The organism is Corallococcus sp. M7, from assembly GCF_054512695.1.
On the sequence record NZ_CM137252.1, the window covers coordinates 9,485,681 to 9,509,518 of the forward strand.

Genomic DNA, 23,838 nt, shown 5'->3' on the forward strand with positions numbered 1-23,838 from the left:
ACCTCACGGATGAAGCGAAGGGGGCGCCAGTGTGCCACCGCCTAGGAGCGATGCACGTCGCGGAAGGCGAGCATGTCCCCCAGCCGCTGCTCCTTCGCGTCGTCGAAGCCGCACGCGGCGTCCCAGGTGGCGGGGTTCTCGTAGGTGCCGAACACCATGTCCCAGATGGGCAGGTCGCCGTAGTTGTTCTTGTGCTTGCCGTACTCGTGGTGGATGCGATGCATCTCCGGCCGCTGGAAGAACCAGCCCACCCAGCGCGGGGTGCGGATGTTGGTGTGGTAGAAGTATTCGCCCAGCGCGCAGCAGGCCGTGTAGATGGCGCCCGCCGCCGGGCTCAATCCCAGCACCGTGTAGACGAGCAGCCCGCCAATGAGGCTGTTGGCCATCATCTCCAGCGGGTGCTTGTAGAAGCTGGTGATGACCTCCAGCCGCTGCGGGCTGTGATGGATTTGGTGGAAGAAGCGCCAGAGCACGTCGCTCTCGTGCCGGGCGCGGTGCCACCAGTAGAAGACGAACGTGGCGATGAGGTAGGCCAGCACCCCGCCCACCACCGGGTTCACGTGCCGGGACAGGTGGAAGACCGAGCGCGCGGAGAACCACCGGTCCCAGGTGTAGCCGCCCAGCACCACCACGCCCACCTGCGCCAGGTTGATGAGCACCACCCGCAGGTGCCAGCCGCGCACGCGGGGCAGCTTCCACCCCAGGGACAGCTGTTCAATGAGCAAGCAGAGACCAGCGACGAGGACGAGCCAGGGCAGCATGGAAATCCTTCCGTGACATCAGGCTGGCCCTGTCTACGAACGACGCGCCCGGAGATGTCTTTTCGGCCGGGCGGACACTGTCACCTGGGAAGGCTGGGACGGGAGGAACGGGGGCTGGCATCCTCACGGCCATGGCTCGGAACAGCACCCTGACGGCGCGGTTGGGATACATCGACACGCAGGCCACCTTCGTGCAGGCGGCGCTGCTGGCGGCGCACGGGGCCGGGGCTCGTGCGGGCGGCTTCCGCGTGTCCGACGTGCGCTTCTACTTCCTGCTGTTCACCAACTGGGTCGAGCACGATGTCACCCGGCCCTCGCAGGACATCGACCTGACGCAGGTGCGGCGGACGCTGGAGCGGCTGGTGCGCGGAGGCCACGCGGAGGCGAGCACCAGCGCGCCCGTGAAGGGGCTGCCCCGGGGACGCCGGTACGTGCTCACCGGCGAGGGCCTGTGCTCGCTGGCGGAGGGGCTCGCCGGGCGGGAGCGGGCGCCGTTGGAGGAGGCGCTGTTCGTGGTCTGCTTCGCGGCGAGCTACCGCGACGCGGTGCTGTCGCGCGTGGAGGGCCGGGCCCGGGCGCTGTCCCCCGCGGTGCGCCGTCGCGTGGAGCGGGCGTTGGATCCGCTGCGGCTGGTGAAGGAGGCGCAGCGCACGTCGGCGGCGGTGCTCGCGGACCTGGAGGAGCGGGTGGAGGCGGGCCTGCGCTACGAGGAGCAGTCGCGCAAGGCCCTGGCGCGCGCGGAGCCCGTGGCGGACGTGGTGCGCGCACTGGAGGCGGCGGGTTCGTACCAACTGCACCGCGTGCGGCCGCTGGGTGAGGTCCTGCTCGCGTTGCCGGAGGACCTGCGCCAGTTCGAACTGACGGAAGGCATGGGCCTGCGCTCGCGGCTGCTCTTCGCGCCCCTGGCGGAGCGGGCGAGGGCGGAGCATGCGGTGCTGGCGCGGCTGGAGGCGCGGCTCTCCCCCGGCAAGGCGCCGGGGTGAGCCACGACAGCAGGGCCTACCGCAGCGCCCGGGTGAGGCGGGAGCCCAGGGCCAGCGCGAGGCCGTCCTCGACCAGGCCCGCGGCCACGTTCGGCACGCGCAGCCTCTGCGTCAGGAGGCGGCGGAAGCCGACGAAGAAGTAGCTGGAGGCGATGGCGGCGGCGGCGCCAACGAGGGCGAAGCCAATCCGCGCGCCCTTGCGCTTGCGTGACACCGCGGCGGCGGTGATGGCCCCGGAGAGGATGCGGCCGGACAGGACCGGGAACACGGTGCGCGGAGGAGCCTTGGGGTTCTTGTCTCCCACCAACTCTCCGAGCGCCAGGAGGCCCAGGCGCTGCGACACCTTCTTCGACGTGAGGCCCGGCAGGGCCCGCTTCAACGCGCGCGTCGGCTTGCGTGACAGCTCACGCGTGAGGAACGCGGGCGCCGTCATGCTGCGCATCCCGGCGAGGACGCCGAAGCCCGCAGCCGTCCAGATTTCATTGTTCGTTCGCATGGATCCCAACCTCCAGCCAGGTGGTGAAAACTGGAGGGTGGGGGCGCGGCGCCCGTCTGGCCACGCCCGGCGAGCGGGCACTCAGGCGGACGGTGGCGCGGCCGGCTTGGGCACGCGGAGCATCAGCCCCACGAGCAGCGCGCCCACCGCGGCAGCCAGCGTTCCCCAGTGCTTGTACGCATCCGTGGGGAGCAGGCCCAGCGCGAGGCCCACGACACCGAGCCACAGGAAGGCGCGACGGGCCCGCTTGCGATCCCCCGCCGTCGTCGCGAGCGCCGTGGAGAAGTAATAGAGGACCACGGCGAGAGCGACCTGCCCCCAGGGCACCATGGGCCGCAGGGACCACCACACATCCTTCTCCAGCCGGATGAGGATGGCCTCCCACAAAGGCCGGTAGGGCGGAGGTTGCAGGGGCGCTTCTCCCGCCAGCATCTCGGCGGTCAGTCCCCGGAACAGGTGCGGCACGCTGTCCGCCAGGAAGAAGCAGACCGCCTGGACCCCGGTCGCGAGGCTCAACACCGTGAGCATCGCCCCCTTGGGCGCGGGCGGCACGGCGGGCTCCTGCTGCTGGCGCAGCGCCTCCAGGTGCTCCGGGGAGACCTCCAGCGGATGTGGATAGGACATGGCCAGCAGCGCCTGCGTCGCGGCGGCGCTGACGGGCATGCCCTGCTCGTCCACCAGTTGCTTCACGCCCTCCTTCGCCAGCAGCGTATGCAGCGCGGGCGCGAGCGTCGCCGGGTCCTCCGTCTGGACCCACCGCGCGATGACCGCGTTGAGGTACCCGGCCTTCAGGGCACGCGATGAGCCCGAGGCCCTCGCCGCCTCCTCGAACAGGGGCTCCAGTTCATTGAGGGACGGAGTGACGGTGGACGGCTGGAGCTGCGTGCTCATCCCGCCAGTCTATGCCGCGCCGGGGACACCCTCGTCCAGCCGCCGCTTCAGGTCCTTCAGCCGCCCCCGGACCTCACGGGTCAGGGTCCACTTCAGGAGCGGCGTGAGCCACCCGAAGGGGCGCCTGAGCTCGAAGGCATACGTGAAGGTGACGCGCGTGACGCCGGGGGCGTCCTCGTCGAACCGCCACGAGCCCGCGAAGCTTTGGAACAGGCGCGGGCCCCGCGTCATCTTCACCGCCGTGACGGCGGGCGGCTGGAAGGACACGTACTCTGTCTCCATCCCCAGCCCGTGCCACGACACGCACCAGGCCTTCACGCCCGGCCCGGCCTGCGTCGCGCCGTCCATCAGCACCGCCTCGCGCAGGAACGTGTCCCAGACGAGCCGCTGCCCGTAGTCCTGCGTGTACGCGAAGACGCGCTCGCGCGGACAGGTGATGCGGATGGACTCGGTGAACCTCATCCTTCCGTGTTGCGGAGGAAGTCCGCCACCTGGGCGAAGCGGTCATCCAGGAAGCTTCGCAGGCCACCGGTGATGCCCTGCTTATCCATTGCCTTCTGCATGCAGCGCAGCCACGCGTCCCGCATCGCCGTGTCCACCGGCAGGTGGCCGTGGCGCATGCGCAGCCGGGGGTGGCCGTGCGTCGCGCTGTAGTGCTGCGGCCCGCCCAGCCAGCCCACCAGGAACATGCCGAAGCGCTGGCGCGTGCCCCGGTTCACCTTGCCCTCGGCGTCCAATTCATGGATGGCCGCGAGCGCGGGCTCCTCCGCGTCCATCACGTCGTAGAAGGCCTCCGCCAGCGCGTGGACGGGCGCCTCGCCGCCCATGCGGGTGAAGGGGGTGTCGTCCAGCGTGGGGACCCAGCCGTCCGACGGTGGGGGCTTCAATTCCATGCTCATGGCTTCCTCATGCCGCCCAGCGCTTCGGCCGGCGCTGGAGGCTCTTCAATCCCAATCCTTCACAGAACGCCTTGAAGCGCGCTTCCGGCACGCCCTTCCATTCCATGTCCGCGAGCGACGTCGTGCCCGGCAGCGGCGCGTCCTCCACCAGCGTGGCCAGCGTGCGGTACAGCCGCGCGTCCTCGCGGTGCGCCTTCAGCGTCGCCGCCAGCTTGTCCGCGCCCCGCACCTTCACCGTCCACTCCGCCGCGTTGTCCGGGATGGACTCCAGATGTCCATACGCCTGGAGCACCGCCGCCGCGCCCTTCGCCCCGAAGCCCGGCAGCCCCGGGATGCCGTCCGCGTCGTCGCCCATCAGCGCCAGCAGGTCCGGGACGCTCTCCGGCGCCACGCCCAGCTTCGCCTTCACCCCGTCCGCGTCCACCACCTTCTGCTGCCGCCGGTCCACCTGCACCACGCGCTGGCCGCGCACGCACTGGCCCAGGTCCTTGTCCGGCGTGAGCAGCCGCACCTGTTCCACCTCGCCCGCCCAGCGCGCCGCCGCGGTGGCCAGCGCGTCGTCCGCCTCCTGGTCCTTCATGGACCAGACGCGCACACCCAGCGCCGAGACGGCCTCCTCCACCAGGTCGAACTGCGCGCGCAGCTCCGGCGGCACGCCCTCGTCCCCCTTGTAACCGTCGAACAGCGCGTTGCGGAACGAGCGGATGGGGTTGTCGAACGCGACCGCGACGTGCGTCACGGCCTCTTCCTCGTCGTGCAGGAGGGCGAGCAGGGAGTCCATGACACCGGCCGTGGCCTTCACATCCCGTCCGTCCGGCGCGGTGGTGCCCGGCCGGGGCGAGAAGTGGGCCCGGTACAGCTCATACGTGCCGTCCACGAGGTGCAGGCGCATGTTCCCCCTCTAGCGTCCCTCCCGCCGCACGGCCAGCAGCCCGTGCGTGCCTTGGCCTGTGCGCCTCGTTCCCTACACGACGCCTGTCAACCCCCTTGGCCAGCGTGCCTGGTGGGAACAGGTCGCCGATGCCGACTGGCCGGGCACCGCCCATTTTCCAAACCAACTCCCTCTGGGCCGCGCCGGAGCGTCCCAGCATTCCACCGGCATGAGGTGATCCATGCGCCCGAAGCTGTTCGCCGCCGCCCTGCTCTGCGTCGCGGCCGTTGGCTGTGCAGGCAAGCAGGTGATTGCTACGTCCACCCATCAGCAGCGCGTCCAGGCGGAAGCCGCGCTCCGCTCGGCGGAGAACTCGCAGGCGCCGAACGTGCCCGAGGCCGCCCGGCATCTGCAGTTCGCGCGTCAGCAGATCGCCGACGGTGAGCGGCTGATTCAGGAAGGCGAGCAGGAGGCCGCGGAGCTGCGCTTCCGTCAGGCGGCGGCGGACGCGGACCTGGCGTCGGCGTTGGCGCGCGCGGTGCCCCTGAAGAACGAGGCGCGGCGGGCTTCCGAGCAGGCCGAGTCCCTGCGCAACGGTCAGTGAGTCCCCCACTTCTAGCCTTGTGAGGAGCGAGTCATGCAGCGTTGGAAACTTGGATGGTTGGCGGTCGCGGGAGTCACGGCGCTCTCGGTGGGGTGTGCGCACGGTCCCCCGCCCAGCGAACTGACCGCGGCGCGCGAGGCCTACCGCGACGTCTCCACGAGCCCCGAGGGCCGCGAGCGCCCCGCGGACGTGGCGGCGGCCCGGGCGGCCCTGCAGGAGGCGGAGAACGAGTACGCGGAGAGCGAGAGCTCGGTGAAGACGCGCTCGCTGGCGTACGTGGCCCTGCGCAAGGCGGAGATCGCCTCGGCGCGCGGCGAGGCGGACCTGGCCGCGCAGCAGCGGGCCCAGGCGGAGGCGGCCCTGCGTGAGCAGCAGGAGGCGCGCGCCCAGAACCTCACGCGCCAGCAGGAGGAGGAGCGCGCGAGGTACGAGGCCCAGCGCCAGCAGTATGAGCAGCAGCGCCAGCAGTTCGAGGCCCAGCGTCAGCAGCTCGACGCCCAGCGCCAGGCGGAGGCGGAGCGCCTGCGCGCGGCCGATGCGCAGCAGCGTCAGCAGATGGAAGCGGAGATGCAGCGGCGCATGGAGCAGCAGCAGGCGGAGGCGCAGCGGCTGGCCGAGCTGAACCAGCAGCTCCAGCAGCGCACGCAGGAGTTGGAGCAGGAGCGGCAGGCGCGGCTCCAGGCGGAGCAGCGCGCGTCGCAGGCGCTGACGCGGCTGCAGGACGAGAACGTGAAGGTGCGGGAGGAGGCGCGCGGCACGGTGGTGACGTTGTCGGGCAGCGTGCTGTTCGCGACGAACGCGACGGAGCTGTTGCCCGCGGCGCGAGACCGGCTGTCGGAGGTGGCGACGGCGTTGAAGGAGTCGAAGAACCCGTTGCTCATCGAAGGCCACACGGACTCGCGAGGCGCGGAGGACTACAACGACCAGTTGTCGGAGCGCCGGGCGGAGAGCGTGAAGAACTTCCTAGTGAACCAGGGCGTGCCCGCGAACCGCATCCAGATCCGGGGCATGGGTGAGAACCGGCCGGTGGCCTCGAACGGCACGGCGGAGGGCCGCGCGAACAACCGCCGCGTGGAGATCGTGGTGGAGCGCAACGTGGCCGGAGCGCAGCCGTCGCGCAGCGGAGGCGTGGGCGGCAGTGGAGCGCAGCCGCCGGCCCAGGGCGACCAGGACCAGGGCCAGAACACGGGCGGCAGCGGCACGGACGCGAAGCCGCACGGCGCGGGCGTGAACCACCAGAGCCCGCAGCCCGAACAAGGCACGGGCGGCGGCGGGGCGCCGCAGCAGGTACCCCAGCAGCCCATGGACCACGGGCAGTAGCCGTTTGAGCCAAAGCGCAGTGCCGGGGCCCGTCGCGGAGAGAACGCGGCGGGCCCATCCTGTTTGGCGAACCGCCTTGAAGGAGCCCCAATCGGATGGGAGCGAACTCCTCACCGGGTACAATCTTTCGACGATGACTTCTCCAGGCACCGTACTGGTCGTCGACGACGAGCGACCCTCCTTCGAGACCTACCAGGACATCCTCGTCCCCGAGGGCTACCGCGTCGAATGGGCTCCCGACCGGAAGACCGCCCAGGTCCGCATCCAGGAATCCTCCTGGGACGTCGTCATCCTCGACCAGCGCCTCCAGGGTTCCTCCGGAGGCAACCCCGGCATCGACCTCATCTCTAAGATCGTCCCCACGGGCGCCAAGGTCATCGTCGCGACCGCCCATGCCGACGCGGAGATGATTGAACGGGCCTTCAAGGACGGCGCCTACGACTACCTGGAGAAGGTCCCCACCCTCCCCATGATGTTGCGCCTCAAGGTGCGCAACGCCTCTGAAGCCGTGCGGGAGCGTCGCCTCGCCTCGCTCACCCCCGCCCAGCGGGAGAAGGAGCTCCAGGACCTATGGGCCGCCTGCCGGTCCGAAACCCACGGCCACAGAAAGGGCCGCCTGCTGGAGGAACTGATGGTCCTCCTATTCAGGACCGTGCCGGGCCTGATGATCACCAGCGTCCGCCAGACCCATGCCGACGAAGAGATCGACATCACCCTCCGCAACGAAGCGCGGGGCCCATCCTGGGATGGCGAAAACGGCACCTACCTCCTTGTCGAGTGCAAGAACTGGTCGAAACACGTAGGTCCCAACGAATTGATCAGCTTCCGCGACAAGCTCGCGAAACGAATTCGACACGGCGGGCTTGGCTTCCTGGTCGCACCGGGAGGCCTCACCGGGGGCATCTACCCGCGCGCGCCCCCCCGCCGGAAGGACGACCCCCTGGTCGTCGCCATCGGCCCGACGGAGCTGGACGCGCTCGTGCGTTCCACGAACCGCGGTGAGACCCTCGAGAAGCTCCAGGAAGACGCCTTCGTGGGCCGTGACGACTTCGACTGATTCATACGCCCCTCGTCGCCAGCCTTGATGCAGAGATGAAGCCCGGCTCCGCCATGATCGACAAGTCGCCCGTCCTGCTCACCACCGAGCGCCTGCACCTGATGCTGCTGCCACCTGACGCGGCGGAGCGCGTGCTGGCGTACCACGTGGCCAACAAGGACCACCTGGGCCCGGTGTCCCCGGCGCGCCCGGCGACGTTCTTCTCCTTGGCCTACTGGCGCACGCGGCTGGCGCAAGACCGCGAGGACTTCCGCCACGACGTGTCCCTGCGCGTCTTCATCCTCCCCAAGGGACAACCCCTCGCGCTCGCGCCCGTCATCGGCAACGCCACGCTCGCCCATATCCGCCGGGGACCGCTCCAGGCCGCGGACCTGGGCTATGGCCTGGATCACCGCCACGAGGGCAAGGGCCTGATGACCGAAGCCCTCCGCGCCTTCTGCGACTTCGCCTTCAGCGCCATGGGCCTGCACCGGCTCCAGGCCAGCCACCTGCCGGAGAACCTGCGCAGCGCGGCCGTCCTCCGCCGCCTCGGCTTCATCCCCGAGGGCTACGCCCGCGACTACCTCCTCATCAACGGCCAGTGGCGAGACCAGGTGCTCAATTCGCTCGTGGCCCCCGCCGAACCCGGCCTCCGCGGCGGCCCCTGACCCTCTTCTAATTTTGTCGATATTGGGGAGTTGGGACTTTAATGGCCCTTTGTTCGAAGCTTGAACGCCAATATCGACAAAATTGAATGAAACCCGGGCCCCTCCATTTCCGTGACGAGTTCTGGCGGAATCCGCCGCCGCTGCCTCGTGGCGTCAAGCTGGTGCAGCAGGAAGCCATCGTGGTGCCGCGGGTGGGCCCTCGGGGGGAATCCCTCTACGACCTCGCGGAGGTCCAGCTCCCGGAGGCTCGCGTTCCCGTGTTGTTGGGCTATCGCGCCCCTCTGTTCCCGGCGGATGTGCTGAGCCAACGCGAGAAGCTCTTCGCCCTGCGCGAGCAGCTTCAACGCAGGGATGCGGATCCGCGCTCCCTGCCCGCCTTCCGACTCCCGATGCTCGTCACGGACTCGGCCTCCGCCAGCGTCATCGACCTCTGCGAGCGCGAGGAGGTGGGCCTGCTCGACATGCGCGGAACGTTCTTCCTGCGCACGGGTAGCGCCTTCATCCGGGTGCAGGGACATCGCCCCCTGGAGCGCACGCCTCGCGAGCCCTTGTTCCATGGCAAGGGATGCCGGCTCGTGCGCGTCCTGCTCCAGTCTTCTGATCAGCGCTGGACCATTCGCGCGCTCTCCGAGCAGACCCAGACGAGCTACTCCTATGCGCATGGAGTCACCACGAGACTCCTGAAGGAAGGCTTCGTCGAAGGAGGCCGTGGCACCGGCTTCCGGCTTCGGGATCCGATGTCCCTGCTGAGAGCATGGCTGACGAGCGACAAGCCGACAGCCATCACCCGGGAAGGCTTCAACGCTCCAGCCACGACTCCGGATCTTCTCGGCAAGGCCCATGCCCTGCTGACCTCCCAGGGCATCCGCTCGACCTTCACGCTGACGAGCGCCCTGCGTCCCGAAGAACGATCCGTCTCCGGGCTCCCCCACGGCATCTATCTTTCGGGATCCCTTGAGCCAGCCGTCTCGGCGTTCGGACTGCGCCGGATGACCCCGCACAACTTCTTCGTGCTTCGCCCGGAGCCAGCCGCCGAAACCGACGCGGGCGGCATCTACCATGCACAGCGACTGCTACCGCACGGTCCAGCGGTCGCGCTGCCCCAACTGGCCGTGGACTTCCATCAGAGCGGCGGCAGGGGAACCGAACAGGCGGAGGAGTTGGTGCGGCGCTTCGCGCGGGCCCTCCCCCTTTCGGATGAGACTTGATGACGGATGAAGAGCGTTTCGACGAAATCCTCGATGAGTTGGGCGAGCTGATGCTCGACCTGGGAGACCTTTCCAGCCGCATCATGCTCATTGGCGGTCAGGTCCTCGCGCTGGAATCCAGGCAGCGGGGTGGAACCGGGGTCATCTCCATCGAGACCGATACCGGCATCGTGGTCGAGCGAGGCTTCTCCTACGAGCCGGATCTGTTGTTCGACGTGGATGGCTCGGACTTCATGGCCGAGCGTCTTCCGGATGTCCTCCGCCATCGGGGCTATGCCAGGACCCGGCACTTCCGCTGGTCGAAGACCTTGCCCGGTGGGCAGATGGACGTGGACCTCTTCGCCCCCAAGGACGTCGACCCCAACGAGTTGCCCACCGGAATGACGCCCTTGCCGGATGCACGGCTGGCGCTCCGCCGCGGTCACGCCGTGGTCCTGGTCGCGGGAAAGCCGCTGCGAATCCTGCTGCCGGATGCCACGGGGTTCCTGACGATGAAGGAACGCGCCAGGCGCGAGCTGCGGCCTGACAAGACCAAGGACAGCTTCGACATGTTCGCCTACGTCAAGCTGGTGGGTCCCCAGGCCGTGCGCGCCTCGCTGCAACAGGCAGGTGAAGCAGGGCGCGCGCTTCGGGACAGGTTGCTCACGCTCTTCTGGAGCACGGAAGCGCCAGGCCCGCGCGATGTCATCCGCTACGCAGCGAGCCTCGATGCGGACGAGCAGTCCCTGCTGGCCCAGGCGGCGGTCGACCTGTTCTCGGAGCTCTGAACCTCACCGCGCCGGAGCCCGCACCTTCGGCTTCGACTCCGTCGCCGCCGGCAGGTTCGCGTCGAACCAGTCCAGCGTGCGCAGGAGCCGGTCCTTCTGGTGCTCGGGCTTGCGCAGGCTGTGGCCTTCATCCGCGTAGATGACCAACTGGGTCTTCACGCCCAGGGTCTTCAGCGCCTTGTGGAACTCGTAGCCCTGCGACGCGGGCACCTCCATGTCCCGCTCTCCGTGCAGCACCAGCGTAGGCGCCTTCACCTGCTTCACCCCGTTGATGGGCGAGGAGCGCGTGTACACGTCCGGCTCGTCGTACACCGAGGCTCCGAAGTACGGCAGCATCCATGTGTCGATGTGGTTCGTGCCGTAGTAGCTCTGCCAGTTCGCGATGCCCGCGCCCGCCACCGCCGCCTGGAAGCGCTGCGTCCGCGTCACCGCCCACATCGTCAGGAAGCCGCCGTAGCTCCACCCCGTGATGCCCTGCCTCGCCGGGTCCACCGGCGCGGAGGCCAGCACCGCGTCCAGCCCCGCCAGCACGTCGCTGAAGTCCCCGAAGCCGAAGTCGCGGCGGTTCGCCTGCACGAACGCCTCACCCTGACCATAGCTGCCTCGCGGGTTGGGCATGAACACCGCGTAGCCCCTCGCCGCGAACAACGCCGCCTGCGGATTGAACCCCGCCAGCACTCCCGCCGCCGGGCCTCCGTGCACCACCGTCACCATGGGCGCCTTGCGCCCGGACGCGTCCGGCACCGGCAACACCAGCCAGCCCTGCACCGGCTGCCCGTCGCTCGTCCACGTCACGCTGCGCACGTCGCCCACCGTCACGCGCACGTCCGAATTGAGGCGCGTCACCTGCCTCCACGCCCCCACCCGCCCCGTCCACAGCTCCGGCGCCTGGGTGATGGAGTCGCGCACCACCGCGCTCGTCACGCCGTCCCTCCCCAGCGACACCGTCACGCGCTCCGGGCCCTTCCACACCGTCTTCACGTCTCCGCCGCCCGGCGCCACCGCCATCAGCGCGGCCTCGCCCTGCGCCTGCGCCACGAACACCAGCCGCTCCGCCGTGGGCCAGAAGAGGTCCGTCGCCGTCGCCTTCAGCCCCTCCGTCACGTTCCGCGCGGGCGGCACCTTCGCGGGCAGCTCCGCCTTCTCCCCGAACCGCACCTTCGCCGCCAGCCGCTCCGGCACCGACACCACGAGCACGTCCCCGCCCGTGTTGCCCTCGTCGCTCATCAGCCCTTCGATGAACGCGAGCTGCCGGCCGTCCGGACTCCACGCGGGCTCCGCCACCTGCCACCGGGGCGTGTGCAGGAGCGACGTCTCTCCCGTCCCCGCCTCCACCGCGTACACGCGCGCGGTCCACCAGTTCGCATCCCCCGGGGGCTTCGAGGCCGTCACCGCCACCCGGGCGCCGTCCGGACTCCACGTGTACTCGTGGATGAACAGGCCCGCGGGCGACACCGGCCGCAGCCTCGCGTCCTCCACCGTCACCACCGCGAAGCGCTTCACCGGCGGAGACGTCTGCACCACGCCCGTCTCGCGCGCCGCGGGCCCCCGGGGCCCCAGCGCGTCCTCCGCGCCCTCGATGACGAGCAGCCCCACGGACCTCCCGTCCGGAGACCACTTCGGCGCCGCCAGCACGCCCTTCACCGTGGTGAGCCGCCGAGCGGGCCCGCCCGTCCCCGACGCGTCCGCCACGTAGAGCTGTTTCGCCCGGCCCTCGCCCGCGGTGGAGAGGAACGCGAGCTGCCGGCCGTCCGGACTCCACGACAGCGAGCCCTCCGCGCACGGCGCGCCGTCCTTCGACGCGGTGACGCGCACCGGGGCCCGCTCCGGATGCGCCAGCTCCCGCACCTGGAGCCTCGCGGCCTCCGCGGTCCCCGGCACCGACTCCACCCAGGCCACCCGCGTGCCATCCGGAGACAGCGTCACCTCGCGGATGCGCACCAGGCGCTGGAGCGCGTCGTACGTCGCGCTGGCCTCCACCCGCGCGGGCGCGGGCGCTGGCGCCGCACCGGACGCCAGCGCGCCCCACACCCAACAGCCCACCGCCACAGCCAGGCTTGCCGCTCGCATCCGCCGCCTCCCGAAAAGCACAAGGGGGCGGAGTGTAGCGGACCTCCCGCTCAGTGCAGCTGCGTGGGCAGCATGGGCAGCCCGTGGAAGAAGCGCCGCCCGCTCTCGAAGCGGTGGTGGAACGTCACGCGCTGGTCCAGGTACAGCCGCGACATCTCCTCCTCCCCGTACGCGCGGAAGAACGCGGCGCGCGCCTCGTCACAGGCCCGCTCGTACTCCACGCACAAGGCCTCCCAGTCCTCCGGTGGAAGCTCTCCCTCCGGCCAGCCCTCGCCGGTGAGGCCGTAGTCGCGCTCCATCGCGTCCAGCTCGCGAGCGCGCATCCGCACGCGCGGATCCTCCGCGATGGCCTCGTCCGCCATCGCCGTGAGGATGTGCGCCACCAGGAAGAAGCCCGCGTCCGGCGGCACCGCGCCCGCGTCCCGAGCGCTCCGGAACGTCACCAGCAGCTGCGCGTCCATCTCCTCACCGCCCAGCTCCGCCAGCTTCGCCGCCAGCCCGCGCCACCGGGCCTCGGTCTCCAGGGCCTCCCGCCGCACCCCTTCCAGCTCCTGCTCACCCGTCTTTTTCATGGTGTCCTCTCCGGCCGCGAAAGGCCCCTTCCCACGAAGGTTCCCATCCCCGTCTGACGCTCGGGCCCGGCAAACCGTGCTGTCCCCTTTTTCCGCGACGTCCCGGCGCGTCAGGTGCCGGACGCCCGAGCGCGGCGCCGTCGCGTGGCGGACGCGCAACCGTGCTCGGGGGGACGGACGGGCTGGCGGCCAGCCCGTCCATTTCGGGGCTGCCGGGGTGACGAACCACGCGGCCGGTGATTGCGTCCGGCAACGCCCCTTCGCGAACGCCGGGTGTCACCCGCAGGACGCTTGGGCGAGGCCCGGCCCCGGCGCGCACACTTGGAGGCGGACAGTGGTTGCCGCCGGGCGCGGGATGACGCATCCGCAAGACATGGGGCCCGAAGCCGGTGGCCCGCCCTGGGGAGCCCCACCGGTGTCCGAGCCCGTCGTCCCGCCGCAGACGAAGTCCCAGGTGTCTCCCCGCACGGTGTTCACCGTGTGCTTCGCGGTGCTGGGCGTGATGGCCCTGGTGGTGCTCATCGCCAAGACGCGCGTGGCGCTCACGCTCACCGGCATGGCGGCGCTCATCGCGCTGTCGCTGGAGCACGGCGTGTCGCGGCTGGAGAAGCGCGGCTTCAAGCGGTGGCTGGCCATCGCCGTGGTGCTGTTCGGGCTGTTCGTGGCCATCGTCGCGCTGGGCCTGCTGGTGATTCCGGACCTGGTGGAGCAGGTGGACGCGCTCGTCACCCAGTGGCCGCACCTGTGGAAGCAGATGCGCGGCACCGGCCTCTTGCGCGCGCTCAACCAGCGGCTGCACAGCCTGGGCTGGAACGAACGGCTGGAGGAGGCCACGCCCGCGCTCGCGGGGCCCCTGCCCGAGCTCCTGATGAGCGCCATTGGCGGCGTGGTGGGCCTGCTGGGCGGCGTCATCACCGTCTTCTTCCTGGTGGTGTTCATGCTGGTGTTCGGCGGCGGCGTGCTCAGGCGCCTGCTGGACCTGGCCCGCCCCGACCACCGCCTGCGCTACGTGCGCGTGCTGCGCAACGTGTACACCGCGACGGGCGGCTACCTGTCTGGCATCACGCTCATCTGCGCCATCAACGCCACGCTCACCACCACCATGCTGGCGGTGCTGGGCATGCCCTTCTATCTGCCCCTGGGCGTGGCCAGCGGCTTCTCCAGCCTGGTGCCCTACGCGGGGCCCATCATCGCGGGCGGCATCATCACGCTGCTCACGCTGGCCACCGGCGGGCTGTGGAAGGCGCTGGCGGTGTTCATCTATTTCCTCCTCTACGGCCAGTTGGAGGGCAACGTGATGGCGCCGCTCGTGTTCAAGCGCACCGTGCACGTCAACCCGCTCGTCACCCTGCTCGCGGTCCTCTTCTGCGTGGAGCTGGCGGGCATCGTGGGCGCGGTGGTGGCCGTGCCCGTGGCGGCCACCGTGCAGATCATCGTCCGGGAGGTCCTGCTCTTCCGCCAGGAGCGCCGCGCGGCGGCCGTCCTGCCTGAAACCCGATGACCGGCTCGCCCCTCCAGCTCCTCCTGACGCACGGCTCCGGCCCGCTGCTCTTCCTCGTGCTCGTGGCGGGAGGGTTGGGGCTGCCGTTCCCGGAGGACCTGGTGCAGCTGGCGGCGGGCGTGCTCTCGCACCGGGGCGCCATGCCGCTGCCGGCGGCCATCGCGCTGTGCTTCGCGGGCGTGCTGTGCGGGGACACCGTGCTCTTCCTCACGGCGCGCCGGCTGGGGCAGGCGCTCTACACGCACCGGCGCACCCGCCGCCTGTTCCCGCCCGAGCGCCGCGAGCGCATCCAGGGCCTGTACGCGAAGCACGGCTCGCGCGTCGTCTTCGTGGGCCGGTTCATGTCCGTGCTGCGCGTGCCGGTGTTCGCCATGGCCGCCGCGGAGGGCATGCCCCTGCGCCGCTTCCTGCTCTGGGACGGGCTGGCGCTGTGCGTGAGCTCGCCCCTGGTGGTGACGCTGGGCTACCTGGGCTCCGCGAGCGTGGACCGCGTGGCGAAGGGCGTGGGCCGTGTGGAGCACTTCGTCGCGCTGGCCGGCGTGGCCGCGCTGCTCGTCGTGCTCGCCGTGCGGCATGCCCGCGAGAAGCGGCAGCCCCGCCCGGTCCCCTGAACTCCGGGAGCGGCGGTCCCCGTCGCCCCACCCGAGGCTGAAGCAAGCAAGCTCACACTTGCTCTGGATGTCCCGGCGCGCGCCGCGCGAATCCGCTATCAACCCAACGGTTTCCCTGGACGAACATCCGAGGTCTCATGACTCCCCCCAGTCCCTCCCAGGCCGGTTCCATGGCGGTGTCATCCACCGAAGGGGGCTTGGACTGGCTGTCCGGCGGCGGGGAGATGGGCCGGTTGATCCGCTCCATGGACTGGTCGAAGACGCCGCTCGGGCCGGTGGAGACCTGGCCGCAGAGCCTGCGCACGACGGTCAGCCTGTGTCTGTCCTCCACGTTCCCCATCCTCATCGCGTGGGGGCCGGAGCGCGTGCAGCTCTACAACGACAGCTACCGGCCCATCTGCGGCGCGAAGCACCCGGAGTCCATGGGCCAGCCCTTCCGCGCCTGCTGGGCCACGGCGCTGGCGGCGGTGGGCCCCGTGTTCGAGAAGGCGGGCACGGGCACGGGTTCGTACATCGAGAACCAGCGCATGTTCCTGGACCGGTACGGCTACCTGGAGGAGGCCTTCATGACCTTCTCCTTCAGCCCCATCCGGGACGAGTCCGGAGGCGTGGGCGGGCTCTTCCACCCCATCACGGAGGTGACGGAGAAGATGCTCGGCGCGCGGCGCTCGCAGACGCTGCGCGAGCTGTCCGCCCTGCTGGGCAAGGTGAAGACGGTGGAGGACATCGGCGCCGCGCTGCCGCAACTGCATCCGGACGCCGCGCTCGACGTGCCCTTCCTGCTCTTCTACCGCCGCGACGAGTCCACCCCGCGCGTCCGCTGGGTGGCCGGCATGGGCCTGCCCCCGGGCACCGCGTGGAGCCCGGAGGAGGCGGGGCTGGACGGGCCGTGGCCCTTCGCCACCGCGGGCGCGGATCCGGCGAGCTCGGTGGACGTGCCGCGCGCGCCGCTGAGCCTGGACATGGGCCTGACGCTGGGGCCGTACGAGGAACCGCCGACGCACGCGCGCGTGCTGCCCATCCACCCGGCCGGCATGGCGGAGCCCTTCGGCTACCTGGTGGCCGGCGTGAGCCCCCGCCGCGCCATGGATGACGCCTACCGAAGCTTCTACGAGCAGCTCCAGGCCACGGTCACCAACGCCGTCTCCAGCGTGCGCGCCTACGAGGCGGAGGCGCAGCGCGCGGAGGCGCTGGCGGCCATCGACCGGGCGAAGACAGCGTTCTTCTCCAACGTGTCGCACGAGTTCCGCACGCCGCTCACGCTCATCCTGGGCCCGCTGGAGGAGTCGCTCGCGGACGCGTCCGCGCCCCTGCCGCCCACCCAGCGCGCGCGCCAGGAGCTCACCCACCGCAACGCGCTGCGCCTGTTGAAGCTGGTCAACTCGCTCCTGGACTTCTCGCGCATCGAGGCGGGCCGGGTGAAGGCCAGCTACCACCCCACGGACCTGGCGCGGCTCACCGAGGACCTGGCCAGCGTCTTCCGCTCCGCCATGGAGAAGGCGGGGCTCCAGTACACCGTGGACGCGCGGGACGTGGGCGAGCCCGTCTACGTGGACCGGGACATGTGGGAGAAGGTTGTCCTCAACCTGCTCTCCAACGCGTTCAAGTTCACGCTCCACGGCGGCGTCACCGTGCGGCTTCAGCGCGAAGGCACGCGGGTGCGGCTCACCGTGCGGGACACCGGCACCGGCATCCCGGAGGCGGAGCTGCCGCGCGTGTTCGAGCGCTTCCACCGCGTGGAGTCCTCGCACGGGCGCACGCACGAAGGCACCGGCATTGGCCTGGCGCTCATCCAGGAGCTGGTGAAGCTGCACGGCGGCACGCTGGGCGTCCACAGCGTGGAGGGTGAGGGCAGCACCTTCTTCGTGGAGCTGCCGCTGGGCCGCGCGCACCTTCCCGCGGAACAGGTCCAGGAGGACGCGGGGACCCCGCACGCGGGCAAGCTGGGGTCCGCCTTCAGCGAGGAGGCCCTGCGCTGGCTGCCGGATGCGCCGGAGTCCCCGCCGCCGCCGGGTGCGGAGCCGGAGCCGGTGAGGGCTTCCGTCGAGACCACCCTGCTGGGGGACACGGGCGCGGGGTTCGCGCTGTCCACGAGGCGTGGGCACGTGCTCGTCGCGGACGACAACGCGGACATGCGCGCGTACGTGAGCAGCCTGCTGTCGGCGCACTGGAACGTGCGCGCGGTGGCGGACGGCGAGGCGGCCTTCGAGGCGGCGCTCGAAGCGAGGCCGGACCTCATCGTCAGCGACGTGATGATGCCCCGGCTGGATGGCTTCGGGCTGATCCAGAAGCTGCGCGGCGACGCGCGCACGCACGGCATCCCCTTCATCATGCTGTCGGCGCGCGCGGGCGAGGAGGCCCGCATCGAGGGGCTCCAGGCCGGCGCGGACGACTACCTGGTGAAGCCCTTCTCCGCGCGCGAGCTGATCGCGCGCGTGGACAGCCAGCTCCAGCTGGGCCGGGCCCGGCAGCAGCTCTCCGACTTCTTCATGCAGGCCCCCGCGGCCATGTGCGTGATGTCCGGCCCGGACCTCGTCTTCACGGTCATCAACCCCCTGTTCGCGAACCTGATGGGCCGGGACATGCTGGGCCGGCCCGCGCGCGACGCGCAGCCGGCTGGGGGCCACGGCGTGCTGATCCAGCACCTGGAGGGGGTCTACCGCACCGGCGAGCCCTTCGTGGGCCGCGAGGTGCCGGTGCGCCAGCCGGACGGCCAGGGGGGCCTCAAGGAATTGCTGGTGGACGTGGACATCCACCCCCAGCGCGACGGCGAGGGCCGCATCCAGGGCCTGCTCGTCGCCGTGCAGGAGGTCAGCGAGCGGACCCGCGCGCGCCAGCAACTGGAGGCCCTCACGCGCGACCTCCAACACGCGCTGGCCGCGCGCGACACCTTCCTGGGCGTGGCATCCCACGAGCTGAAGACGCCCGTCACCGCGCTGCTCCTGCACCTGGAGATGACGCGCCGGCGCCTGTCCTCCAAGCGCGCCGAGCCGCCCTCCCTGGAGAAGCTCGCGTCGTCGGTGGAGTCCGCGCAGCGGCAGGTGGAGCGGATGTCGCGGCTGGTGGACGAGCTGCTGGACGTCTCCCGCATCCGCGCGGGCAAGCTCGACCTCCACATGGAGGAGAGCGACCCGATGGAGCTGGTGCACGAGGTCCTCGACATCTTCCGCGAACAGATGGAGCAGGCCCACTGCGTCCTGCAGCTGCGGTCGGAGCTGAACCTGCGCGTGTGGTGGGACCGCTCGCGCATGCTCCAGGTGCTGACGAACCTGGTGTCCAACGCCATCAAGTACGCGCCGGGCACGGCGCTCGGCATCGGGCTCCGGAAGCACGGCGACCGGCTCATCCTCTACGTGTCGGACGGCGGCCCGGGCATCCCGCGGGAGCACCAGGACCGCGTCTTCGAACGCTTCGAGCGCGGCGGCCCGCCCCGCTCCGTGCACGGCCTGGGGCTGGGCCTCTTCATCGCCAAGCAGATCGTCGAGGGCCACCACGGCAAGCTGGTCCTGAAGAGCGCCCCCGACCAGGGCGCCGCCTTCATCATCGACCTGCCGCTGCCGCCGCGGGTCCAGGCCTGAGCCAGGCGCCTTCAGTGCGCGACGCTCGGGGGCGTCACCGGGCCGGGCTGGATGTTCTGGTTCACGTGGAAGAGGTTGTGCGGGTCGTAGGTCCGCTTCACCTCCACCAGCCGCGCGTAGTTGTCACCGTAGGTGGCCTGCACGCGCTCCTGCCCCTCCTCCATCATGAAGTTCACGTAGGCGCCGCCCGCCGAGTACGGGTGCAGCGCGTTCCAGTATTCCTTCGCCCAGGTGGAGATGTCCGCCGCCCGCTCCGGTGACGGGTCGACCCCGACGATGACCTCCGACCAGCGCGCGTCGCGGAAGCGGAAGGCCGTGTCATGCGGGCCCACGCGGTGCGCCGCCCCGTCGATGGGGTACAGGTGCATGGTGGACTGCATGGACGGCAGGCGCTCCGCGAAGGACACGTGGCGCTCGATGGCCGCGTCCGGAAGCTCGCGCACGAAGTCCGCGCGCCAGTACCACTGGTGGCCCGGCGGATAGAGCGCGTCGAACGCGGTCTGCAGCATGGGGAACGGCATGGGCATCACGCCGTGCAGCGCGGGCTTGAGCGCCAGCACGGGCTTGAACAGCGCGTCCGCGCGCGCGGGGTCGCCCGTGTAGCACCACACCACGCCGCACATCTTCTGGAGGTGGAGCTCCTCCGGGAAGGGCGGCGCGGGTGGCACTGTGATGAAGGCGAAGAAGCCGTTGAGCTCGTCCGGCGCGGCCGGGAGGAACTCGCGGTACCAGCGCATCACCTCCGCCGCGCGGTCCAGGGGCCAGAGCGTGGGGCCGCCGATGATGGTGTCCACGGGGTTGGCGCGGAAGAGGAACGACGTCACCACGCCGAAGTTGCCGCCTCCGCCGCGCACCGCCCAGAACAGGTCGGAATGCTTCTCCTCGTTCGCGGTGACGAAGCGGCCGTCCGCGAGCACCATGTCCACGGCGAGCAGGTTGTCGATGGTGAGCCCGAAGCGGCGCGTGAGGTGTCCCAGGCCGCCGCCCAGCGTGAGCCCGCCCACGCCCGTGGTGGAGATGATGCCGGAGGGCACCGCGAGCCCGAAGGCGTGGGTGGCATGGTCCACGTCCCCCCAGACGGCGCCGCCGGAGACGCGCACCGTGCGGGCGTCCGGGTCCACGCGCACGCCGCGCATGCGCGACAGGTCGATGACCAGTCCGTCATCCACCAGCCCCAGGCCTCCGCCGTTGTGGCCGCCACCGCGCACGGCCAGGGGGAGCTTGCGCTCGCGGGCCAGGGCCACCGCGGCGATGACGTCCGCCACGTCCGCGCACCGGGCCACCATGGCCGGGCGCTTGTGGATCATCGCGTTGTACAGCTGGCACGCCTCCGCGTAGTCGGCGTCGCCCGGTTGGATGAGCGCGCCGCGCAGCTGCGCCCGGAACAGCTCCACGCTGTCCGGCGTCAGCCCGGCGGGCAGGCCGGGGCCTGTCTGCGGACGGTGGGTTTCGAGTGTCACGGCGGTTCCCTCCTCAAGAGCCAGCACCGGCACGGCGCCTGACTCAACGGATGCGCACGGAGGAGGTCCGGGAGGCACCGGGAAGCAGGAAGGGGCCTCCTGGCACGCGCCGGTGGCGAGGAACGACTCAGCCCGCCGCCACCTCGCGCAGGCTGTCCTCCACGCCCTGGAGCAACAGGTCCAGGTCCGCGTCCGGGATGTTGAGCGCGGGCGCGATGTAGACGGTGTTGCCCATGGGGCGCAGGTACAGGCCGCGGCGGCGGGCGGCCTCATAGACGCGCCAGCCGCTGTCCGCGAAGTAGCCTCCGCCGCCCAGGTCCACCGCGCCCACCATGCCCACCGCGCGCGGGCGCACGAGCCCGGGGAGGGTGGCGGCCATGCGCTCGAAGGCGGCCTTCACGCGCGGCGCCTTGCGCTGGACCTGCCCCAGCACGTCCTCGTCGCGGTACACGGCCAGCACCTCGCGCGCCACGGCCGCGCCCAGCGGGTTGCCGCAGTACGAGTGCCCGTAATACAGCGCCCGGTCCTTCGCCCCCAGGAAGCCCTGGAAGATGCGCTCCGACGCGAGCGTGGCGGCGAAGGGCAGCAGGCCCCCGCTGAGCGCCTTGGCCAGGCACAGTAGGTCCGGCACCACGCCGGCCAGGTCCACCGCGAAGCGCGCGCCGGTGCGGCCCATGCCGGTGAAGACCTCGTCGGCGATGAGGAAGGTGTCCACCGCGCGGGTGGCCTCGCGCACCTCGCGCACGAAGTCCGGCGACGACATCCACATGCCCGCCGCGCCCTGGATGACGGGCTCCAGGATGACGCCGGCGATGCCATCCGGATCCGCCGCGAGCGCGGCCTTCACCTGCTCCAGGGCACGCGCGTGGCCGCCGGGTTCGGCGGGGGACGGCACGTGCACCACGTCGAAGAGGAGCGGGCCGAACACGTCGCGGAACTCGTGCACGCCACCCACGCTGGTGGAGCCAATCGTCTCGCCGTGGAAGGCCCCGGTCAGGGTGATGAAGCGGGTGCGGCGGGGCCGTCCGTTCTGCGCCCAGTACTGCGCGGCCATCTTGATGGCCACCTCCACCGCGGTGCTGCCGTTGTCCGAATAGAAGACGCGCGACAGCTTCTCTCCCGAGGGCACGTCCGCCCGGTCCGCGCCCGGGGCCAGCGCAGTCAGCTCTTGTCCCAAGCGGGCCGCGGGGCCGTGGGTGATGCCCGCGAGCGAGACGTGGGCCAGGCTGCCCAGTTGCTCGGTGAGTGCGTGCACGAGGCGCGGGTGGCGGTGTCCCAGGGTGGACACCCACCAGGAGCCGTTGGCGTCCAGGTAGCGCCGTCCGTCCGCGTCATGGAGCCAGACGCCCTCCGCGCGGACGATGACCAGGGGGTCCGTCTTCGCGATGTACTGCTCCATGGCGGTATAGGGGTGCCAGACGTGCTGCTTGTCCAGTCCGACGAGGGTTGCCCGATCCACGGTGGAGGCTCCTGGGCGCGAAGGGGAGTGAAGCCCGGGGTGACGCGCCGCGTGCCCTTCTGCCCTCCCCGGGGACGGCCCGCAACGTCGCGGTGCGACACCTGGGACGGAGGCGAATGGGTGGCCGCACCGGGCCTTATCCACCAACGGACAGGCGCACGGGTGGGACGCTCAGTGGCGTGCGTCCGGAGCGGGACGGTGGGGCCCATCCGGTGCCGGTGACATGGGGAGCGCTGACATTGCCGTGACAGGGGGGGTGTTAGCCCTGGGTCTGTCATCACGGGAGAGTCATGGCCATCATCATCTTCTTCATCAGTCACTGGCTGCTCTGCGTCTTCTTCCAGAGCTTCTTCCAGCACCGTTACGCGGCGCACCGCATGTACAGCATGGGTCCGCGCACGGAGAAGGTGATGCACCTGCTCACCTACCTGGTGCAGGGCTCCTCGTACCTGTCGCCGCGGGCGTACGCCATCCTGCACCGCGAGCACCACGCGTACTCGGACACGGAGAACGACCCGCATTCGCCGCACTACTTCAAGGACGTGCTGCGGATGATGTGGCACACGAAGGAGCGCTACTCGGGCATCCTGACGCGCAAGATTCAACCGGAGCCGCGCTTCGAGGGTGGCTACCCGGAGTGGAAGCTCGTGGACGAGACGCTGGGCCAGTCCTGGTGGGCGGTGCTGGGCTGGGTGGCGCTGTACACGGCGTTCTACGCGACGTTCGCGACGTCGGCCTGGATGTTCCTGCTGTTGCCGGTGCACTTCGTGATGGGCCCGGTGCACGGCGCCATCGTGAACTGGTGCGGGCACAAGTACGGCTACCGGAACTTCAAGGGCGCGGACAAGTCGCGCAACACGCTGCCGGTGGACGTGCTGTGCATGGGTGAGCTGTTCCAGAACAACCACCACAAGTACGGCAGCAGCCCGAACTTCGCGGCGCGCGCCTTCGAAATCGACCCCACGTGGCAGGTGATGCGCGTGCTGTCCAAGCTGGGCGTCATCCGCATCACCACGCCCCAGCGCGCCGTCTACCCGGAGCCGCGCGAAGTGGCCCGCCAGAGCGGCGCCGGAGCACAGGTGGCCTGAGTTCCGGTCCAGACTTGAAGCAACGCGGGGGAGCCGTCCGTCAGGGACCGCTCCCCCGTGGTGTTTCTCAGGCCTGCTTGAGCGCTTCGGCCAGCGTCGTGGTGGGGCGGCCGATGAGGCGGCTCAGCGTGCGGCTCGTGTCGTTCAGGTCGCCGCGAGCAATGCCCTCGTCGGAGTTCGCCAGCACGTCGGCGTAGCCCTTGGGCAGGCCCGCCTGCATGAGCGCGGCGGCGAAGTCTGCCGGTGGCAGGTCCTGGTACGTCACCGTCCTGCCGGACTGGCGTGACAGCTCCGCGGCGTACTCCGCCAGCGTGAAGCCGGTGTCGCCCGCGAGCTCGTACACCTGGTTCTCGTGGCCCGTGCCGGTGAGCACCGCGACGGCGGCGTCCGCGTAGTCCTGGCGGGTGGCGGGAGCGACACGGCCGTCCTTCGCGCAGCCCCGAAGCACGCCCTGCTCCAGCGTCCGCATCGCGGCCTCCGTGTAGTTCTCCAGGTACCAGCTGTGGCGCAGGAACACGAACGGCAAGCCGGATGCGCGGATGGCCTCCTCCGTGAACAGGTGCTCCGGCGCCAGCACCATCCGCGACGTGTCCGCGTGCAGGATGCTCGTGTAGGCCAGCAGCTTCACACCGGCCTTCTTCGCCGCGTCCACCACGGTCTGGTGCTGCTTGCGCCGCTGGCCGACTTCGCTGGAGGAGATGAGCAGCACCGTGTCCCCGCTGGAGAACACGCCGTCCCACGTCTCCGGGCGGCTGTAGTCCGCCTTGCGCACCTGCACGCCGCGCGCGGCCCAGTCCTTGGCCTTGTCCGGATTGCGCACCGCGACCGCGACCTGGTTCGCGGGGACCTTCTTCAGCAGGCCTTCAACGACGAAACGGCCCAACCGGCCCGTGGCTCCCGTGATGACGAACATTGGAGGTCCTCTCCCTTTTCCGGATGGAAGCAACCGGCGACAGGCAGGTCGCCAGAAGTTCTCTAACAAATCGCGCAGCCAG

At 70.7% G+C, this 23,838-nt stretch carries 22 protein-coding genes; 11 read left to right on the forward strand and 11 right to left on the reverse strand.

Annotation, left to right across the window (positions count from 1 at the left end):
• Window positions 1–41: 41 nt before the first annotated feature.
• Window positions 42–761, reverse strand: a complete 720-nt coding sequence (locus ACX114_RS38195; protein ID WP_459292714.1) for a sterol desaturase family protein — start codon at window positions 759–761, stop codon at window positions 42–44.
• A 131-nt stretch (window positions 762–892) separates the two neighbouring features.
• On the opposite strand from ACX114_RS38195, the gene ACX114_RS38200 reads away from it, so the two are divergent.
• A complete protein-coding gene (locus ACX114_RS38200; protein ID WP_459292716.1) occupies window positions 893–1,744 on the forward strand; it encodes a hypothetical protein in 852 nt (283 codons plus the stop codon).
• Between the two features lie 16 nt (window positions 1,745–1,760).
• On the opposite strand, the gene ACX114_RS38205 is transcribed toward ACX114_RS38200, so the two are convergent.
• From ACX114_RS38205 to ACX114_RS38225, 5 genes are all read right to left on the reverse strand, one after another.
• Window positions 1,761–2,240 (reverse strand): hypothetical protein, encoded by a 480-nt coding sequence (locus ACX114_RS38205; protein ID WP_459292718.1) that lies wholly within the window; start codon window positions 2,238–2,240, stop codon window positions 1,761–1,763.
• Between the two features lie 81 nt (window positions 2,241–2,321).
• Window positions 2,322–3,131, reverse strand: coding sequence for a hypothetical protein (locus tag ACX114_RS38210; protein WP_459292720.1), 810 nt, complete (start codon window positions 3,129–3,131; stop codon window positions 2,322–2,324).
• A 9-nt stretch (window positions 3,132–3,140) separates the two neighbouring features.
• Window positions 3,141–3,593, reverse strand: coding sequence for a type II toxin-antitoxin system RatA family toxin (locus ACX114_RS38215; RefSeq protein ID WP_459292722.1), 453 nt, complete (start codon window positions 3,591–3,593; stop codon window positions 3,141–3,143).
• On the reverse strand, window positions 3,590–4,030 hold the full coding sequence (locus tag ACX114_RS38220; protein WP_120578803.1) for a group II truncated hemoglobin: 441 nt from the start codon (window positions 4,028–4,030) through the stop codon (window positions 3,590–3,592). Before ACX114_RS38220 ends, ACX114_RS38215 begins: the two co-directional genes overlap by 4 nt.
• 7 nt (window positions 4,031–4,037) lie before the next feature.
• Window positions 4,038–4,922: a 5'-3' exonuclease gene (locus tag ACX114_RS38225; RefSeq protein WP_459292724.1), complete on the reverse strand. Its 885-nt coding sequence runs from the start codon at window positions 4,920–4,922 to the stop codon at window positions 4,038–4,040.
• Between the two features lie 220 nt (window positions 4,923–5,142).
• Here ACX114_RS38225 and ACX114_RS38230 point away from each other — a divergent pair, with 220 nt between their 5' ends.
• The 6 genes from ACX114_RS38230 (at window position 5,143) to ACX114_RS38255 (ending at window position 10,504) form a co-directional block, all read left to right on the forward strand.
• Window positions 5,143–5,505 (forward strand): DUF4398 domain-containing protein, encoded by a 363-nt coding sequence (locus tag ACX114_RS38230; RefSeq protein ID WP_459292726.1) that lies wholly within the window; start codon window positions 5,143–5,145, stop codon window positions 5,503–5,505.
• A 33-nt stretch (window positions 5,506–5,538) separates the two neighbouring features.
• Complete coding sequence (locus ACX114_RS38235) at window positions 5,539–6,825, forward strand: OmpA family protein (RefSeq protein ID WP_459292728.1); 1,287 nt, start codon at window positions 5,539–5,541, stop codon at window positions 6,823–6,825.
• Window positions 6,826–6,844: 19 nt separating this feature from the next.
• On the forward strand, window positions 6,845–7,882 hold the full coding sequence (locus ACX114_RS38240; protein ID WP_459292730.1) for a response regulator: 1,038 nt from the start codon (window positions 6,845–6,847) through the stop codon (window positions 7,880–7,882).
• Between the two features lie 35 nt (window positions 7,883–7,917).
• Window positions 7,918–8,529 (forward strand): GNAT family N-acetyltransferase, encoded by a 612-nt coding sequence (locus tag ACX114_RS38245; protein WP_459292732.1) that lies wholly within the window; start codon window positions 7,918–7,920, stop codon window positions 8,527–8,529.
• Between the two features lie 257 nt (window positions 8,530–8,786).
• Window positions 8,787–9,737 carry a hypothetical protein gene (locus ACX114_RS38250; protein ID WP_459300390.1) on the forward strand — a complete coding sequence of 317 codons (951 nt, stop codon included), beginning with the start codon at window positions 8,787–8,789 and terminating at the stop codon, window positions 9,735–9,737.
• On the forward strand, window positions 9,737–10,504 hold the full coding sequence (locus ACX114_RS38255) for a hypothetical protein (RefSeq protein WP_459292734.1): 768 nt from the start codon (window positions 9,737–9,739) through the stop codon (window positions 10,502–10,504). Before ACX114_RS38250 ends, ACX114_RS38255 begins: the two co-directional genes overlap by 1 nt.
• Window positions 10,505–10,507: 3 nt before the next feature.
• Here the strand turns inward: ACX114_RS38255 and ACX114_RS38260 are convergent, their stop codons facing one another.
• Together ACX114_RS38260 and ACX114_RS38265 are read right to left on the reverse strand one after the other, a co-directional pair.
• Entirely contained in the window at window positions 10,508–12,574 is a 2,067-nt protein-coding gene (locus ACX114_RS38260; RefSeq protein WP_459292736.1) for a S9 family peptidase, read from the reverse strand.
• Between the two features lie 50 nt (window positions 12,575–12,624).
• Window positions 12,625–13,146: a hypothetical protein gene (locus ACX114_RS38265; protein ID WP_206786995.1), complete on the reverse strand. Its 522-nt coding sequence runs from the start codon at window positions 13,144–13,146 to the stop codon at window positions 12,625–12,627.
• Between the two features lie 415 nt (window positions 13,147–13,561).
• Between ACX114_RS38265 and ACX114_RS38270 the strand changes: the two genes are divergently transcribed.
• The 3 genes from ACX114_RS38270 (at window position 13,562) to ACX114_RS38280 (ending at window position 18,836) form a co-directional block, all read left to right on the forward strand.
• On the forward strand, window positions 13,562–14,647 hold the full coding sequence (locus ACX114_RS38270) for an AI-2E family transporter (RefSeq protein WP_459292738.1): 1,086 nt from the start codon (window positions 13,562–13,564) through the stop codon (window positions 14,645–14,647).
• Window positions 14,644–15,258, forward strand: a complete 615-nt coding sequence (locus ACX114_RS38275; protein ID WP_459292740.1) for a DedA family protein — start codon at window positions 14,644–14,646, stop codon at window positions 15,256–15,258. The genes ACX114_RS38270 and ACX114_RS38275 overlap by 4 nt, the downstream gene beginning before the upstream one ends.
• Before the next feature lie 170 nt (window positions 15,259–15,428).
• On the forward strand, window positions 15,429–18,836 hold the full coding sequence (locus tag ACX114_RS38280) for an ATP-binding response regulator (RefSeq protein WP_459292742.1): 3,408 nt from the start codon (window positions 15,429–15,431) through the stop codon (window positions 18,834–18,836).
• Window positions 18,837–18,847: 11 nt separating this feature from the next.
• Here ACX114_RS38280 and ACX114_RS38285 read toward each other — a convergent pair whose 3' ends face one another.
• Both ACX114_RS38285 and bioA read right to left on the reverse strand, forming a co-directional pair.
• Window positions 18,848–20,296 carry an FAD-binding oxidoreductase gene (locus ACX114_RS38285; RefSeq protein ID WP_459292744.1) on the reverse strand — a complete coding sequence of 483 codons (1,449 nt, stop codon included), beginning with the start codon at window positions 20,294–20,296 and terminating at the stop codon, window positions 18,848–18,850.
• Between the two features lie 127 nt (window positions 20,297–20,423).
• The gene (bioA, locus tag ACX114_RS38290; RefSeq protein WP_459292746.1) at window positions 20,424–21,755 is read right to left on the reverse strand and encodes an adenosylmethionine--8-amino-7-oxononanoate transaminase; all 1,332 of its coding nucleotides are present in this window, start codon (window positions 21,753–21,755) and stop codon (window positions 20,424–20,426) included.
• 290 nt (window positions 21,756–22,045) lie between these two features.
• Between bioA and ACX114_RS38295 the strand changes: the two genes are divergently transcribed.
• On the forward strand, window positions 22,046–22,843 hold the full coding sequence (locus ACX114_RS38295) for an acyl-CoA desaturase (protein ID WP_459292748.1): 798 nt from the start codon (window positions 22,046–22,048) through the stop codon (window positions 22,841–22,843).
• 67 nt (window positions 22,844–22,910) lie between these two features.
• Here the strand turns inward: ACX114_RS38295 and ACX114_RS38300 are convergent, their stop codons facing one another.
• Window positions 22,911–23,756 (reverse strand): SDR family oxidoreductase, encoded by an 846-nt coding sequence (locus ACX114_RS38300; protein WP_459292750.1) that lies wholly within the window; start codon window positions 23,754–23,756, stop codon window positions 22,911–22,913.
• Window positions 23,757–23,838 lie beyond the last annotated feature (82 nt).

Coding starts and splice junctions, on each gene's coding strand:
- ACX114_RS38195 (WP_459292714.1), bottom strand. CDS start 761: ATGCTGCCCTGGCTCGTCCTCGTCGCTGGTCTCTGCTTGCTCATTGAA.
- ACX114_RS38200 (WP_459292716.1), top strand. CDS start 893: ATGGCTCGGAACAGCACCCTGACGGCGCGGTTGGGATACATCGACACG.
- ACX114_RS38205 (WP_459292718.1), bottom strand. CDS start 2,240: ATGCGAACGAACAATGAAATCTGGACGGCTGCGGGCTTCGGCGTCCTC.
- ACX114_RS38210 (WP_459292720.1), bottom strand. CDS start 3,131: ATGAGCACGCAGCTCCAGCCGTCCACCGTCACTCCGTCCCTCAATGAA.
- ACX114_RS38215 (WP_459292722.1), bottom strand. CDS start 3,593: ATGAGGTTCACCGAGTCCATCCGCATCACCTGTCCGCGCGAGCGCGTC.
- ACX114_RS38220 (WP_120578803.1), bottom strand. CDS start 4,030: ATGAGCATGGAATTGAAGCCCCCACCGTCGGACGGCTGGGTCCCCACG.
- ACX114_RS38225 (WP_459292724.1), bottom strand. CDS start 4,922: ATGCGCCTGCACCTCGTGGACGGCACGTATGAGCTGTACCGGGCCCAC.
- ACX114_RS38230 (WP_459292726.1), top strand. CDS start 5,143: ATGCGCCCGAAGCTGTTCGCCGCCGCCCTGCTCTGCGTCGCGGCCGTT.
- ACX114_RS38235 (WP_459292728.1), top strand. CDS start 5,539: ATGCAGCGTTGGAAACTTGGATGGTTGGCGGTCGCGGGAGTCACGGCG.
- ACX114_RS38245 (WP_459292732.1), top strand. CDS start 7,918: ATGAAGCCCGGCTCCGCCATGATCGACAAGTCGCCCGTCCTGCTCACC.
- ACX114_RS38255 (WP_459292734.1), top strand. CDS start 9,737: ATGACGGATGAAGAGCGTTTCGACGAAATCCTCGATGAGTTGGGCGAG.
- ACX114_RS38260 (WP_459292736.1), bottom strand. CDS start 12,574: ATGCGAGCGGCAAGCCTGGCTGTGGCGGTGGGCTGTTGGGTGTGGGGC.
- ACX114_RS38265 (WP_206786995.1), bottom strand. CDS start 13,146: ATGAAAAAGACGGGTGAGCAGGAGCTGGAAGGGGTGCGGCGGGAGGCC.
- ACX114_RS38275 (WP_459292740.1), top strand. CDS start 14,644: ATGACCGGCTCGCCCCTCCAGCTCCTCCTGACGCACGGCTCCGGCCCG.
- ACX114_RS38280 (WP_459292742.1), top strand. CDS start 15,429: ATGGCGGTGTCATCCACCGAAGGGGGCTTGGACTGGCTGTCCGGCGGC.
- ACX114_RS38295 (WP_459292748.1), top strand. CDS start 22,046: ATGGCCATCATCATCTTCTTCATCAGTCACTGGCTGCTCTGCGTCTTC.
- ACX114_RS38300 (WP_459292750.1), bottom strand. CDS start 23,756: ATGTTCGTCATCACGGGAGCCACGGGCCGGTTGGGCCGTTTCGTCGTT.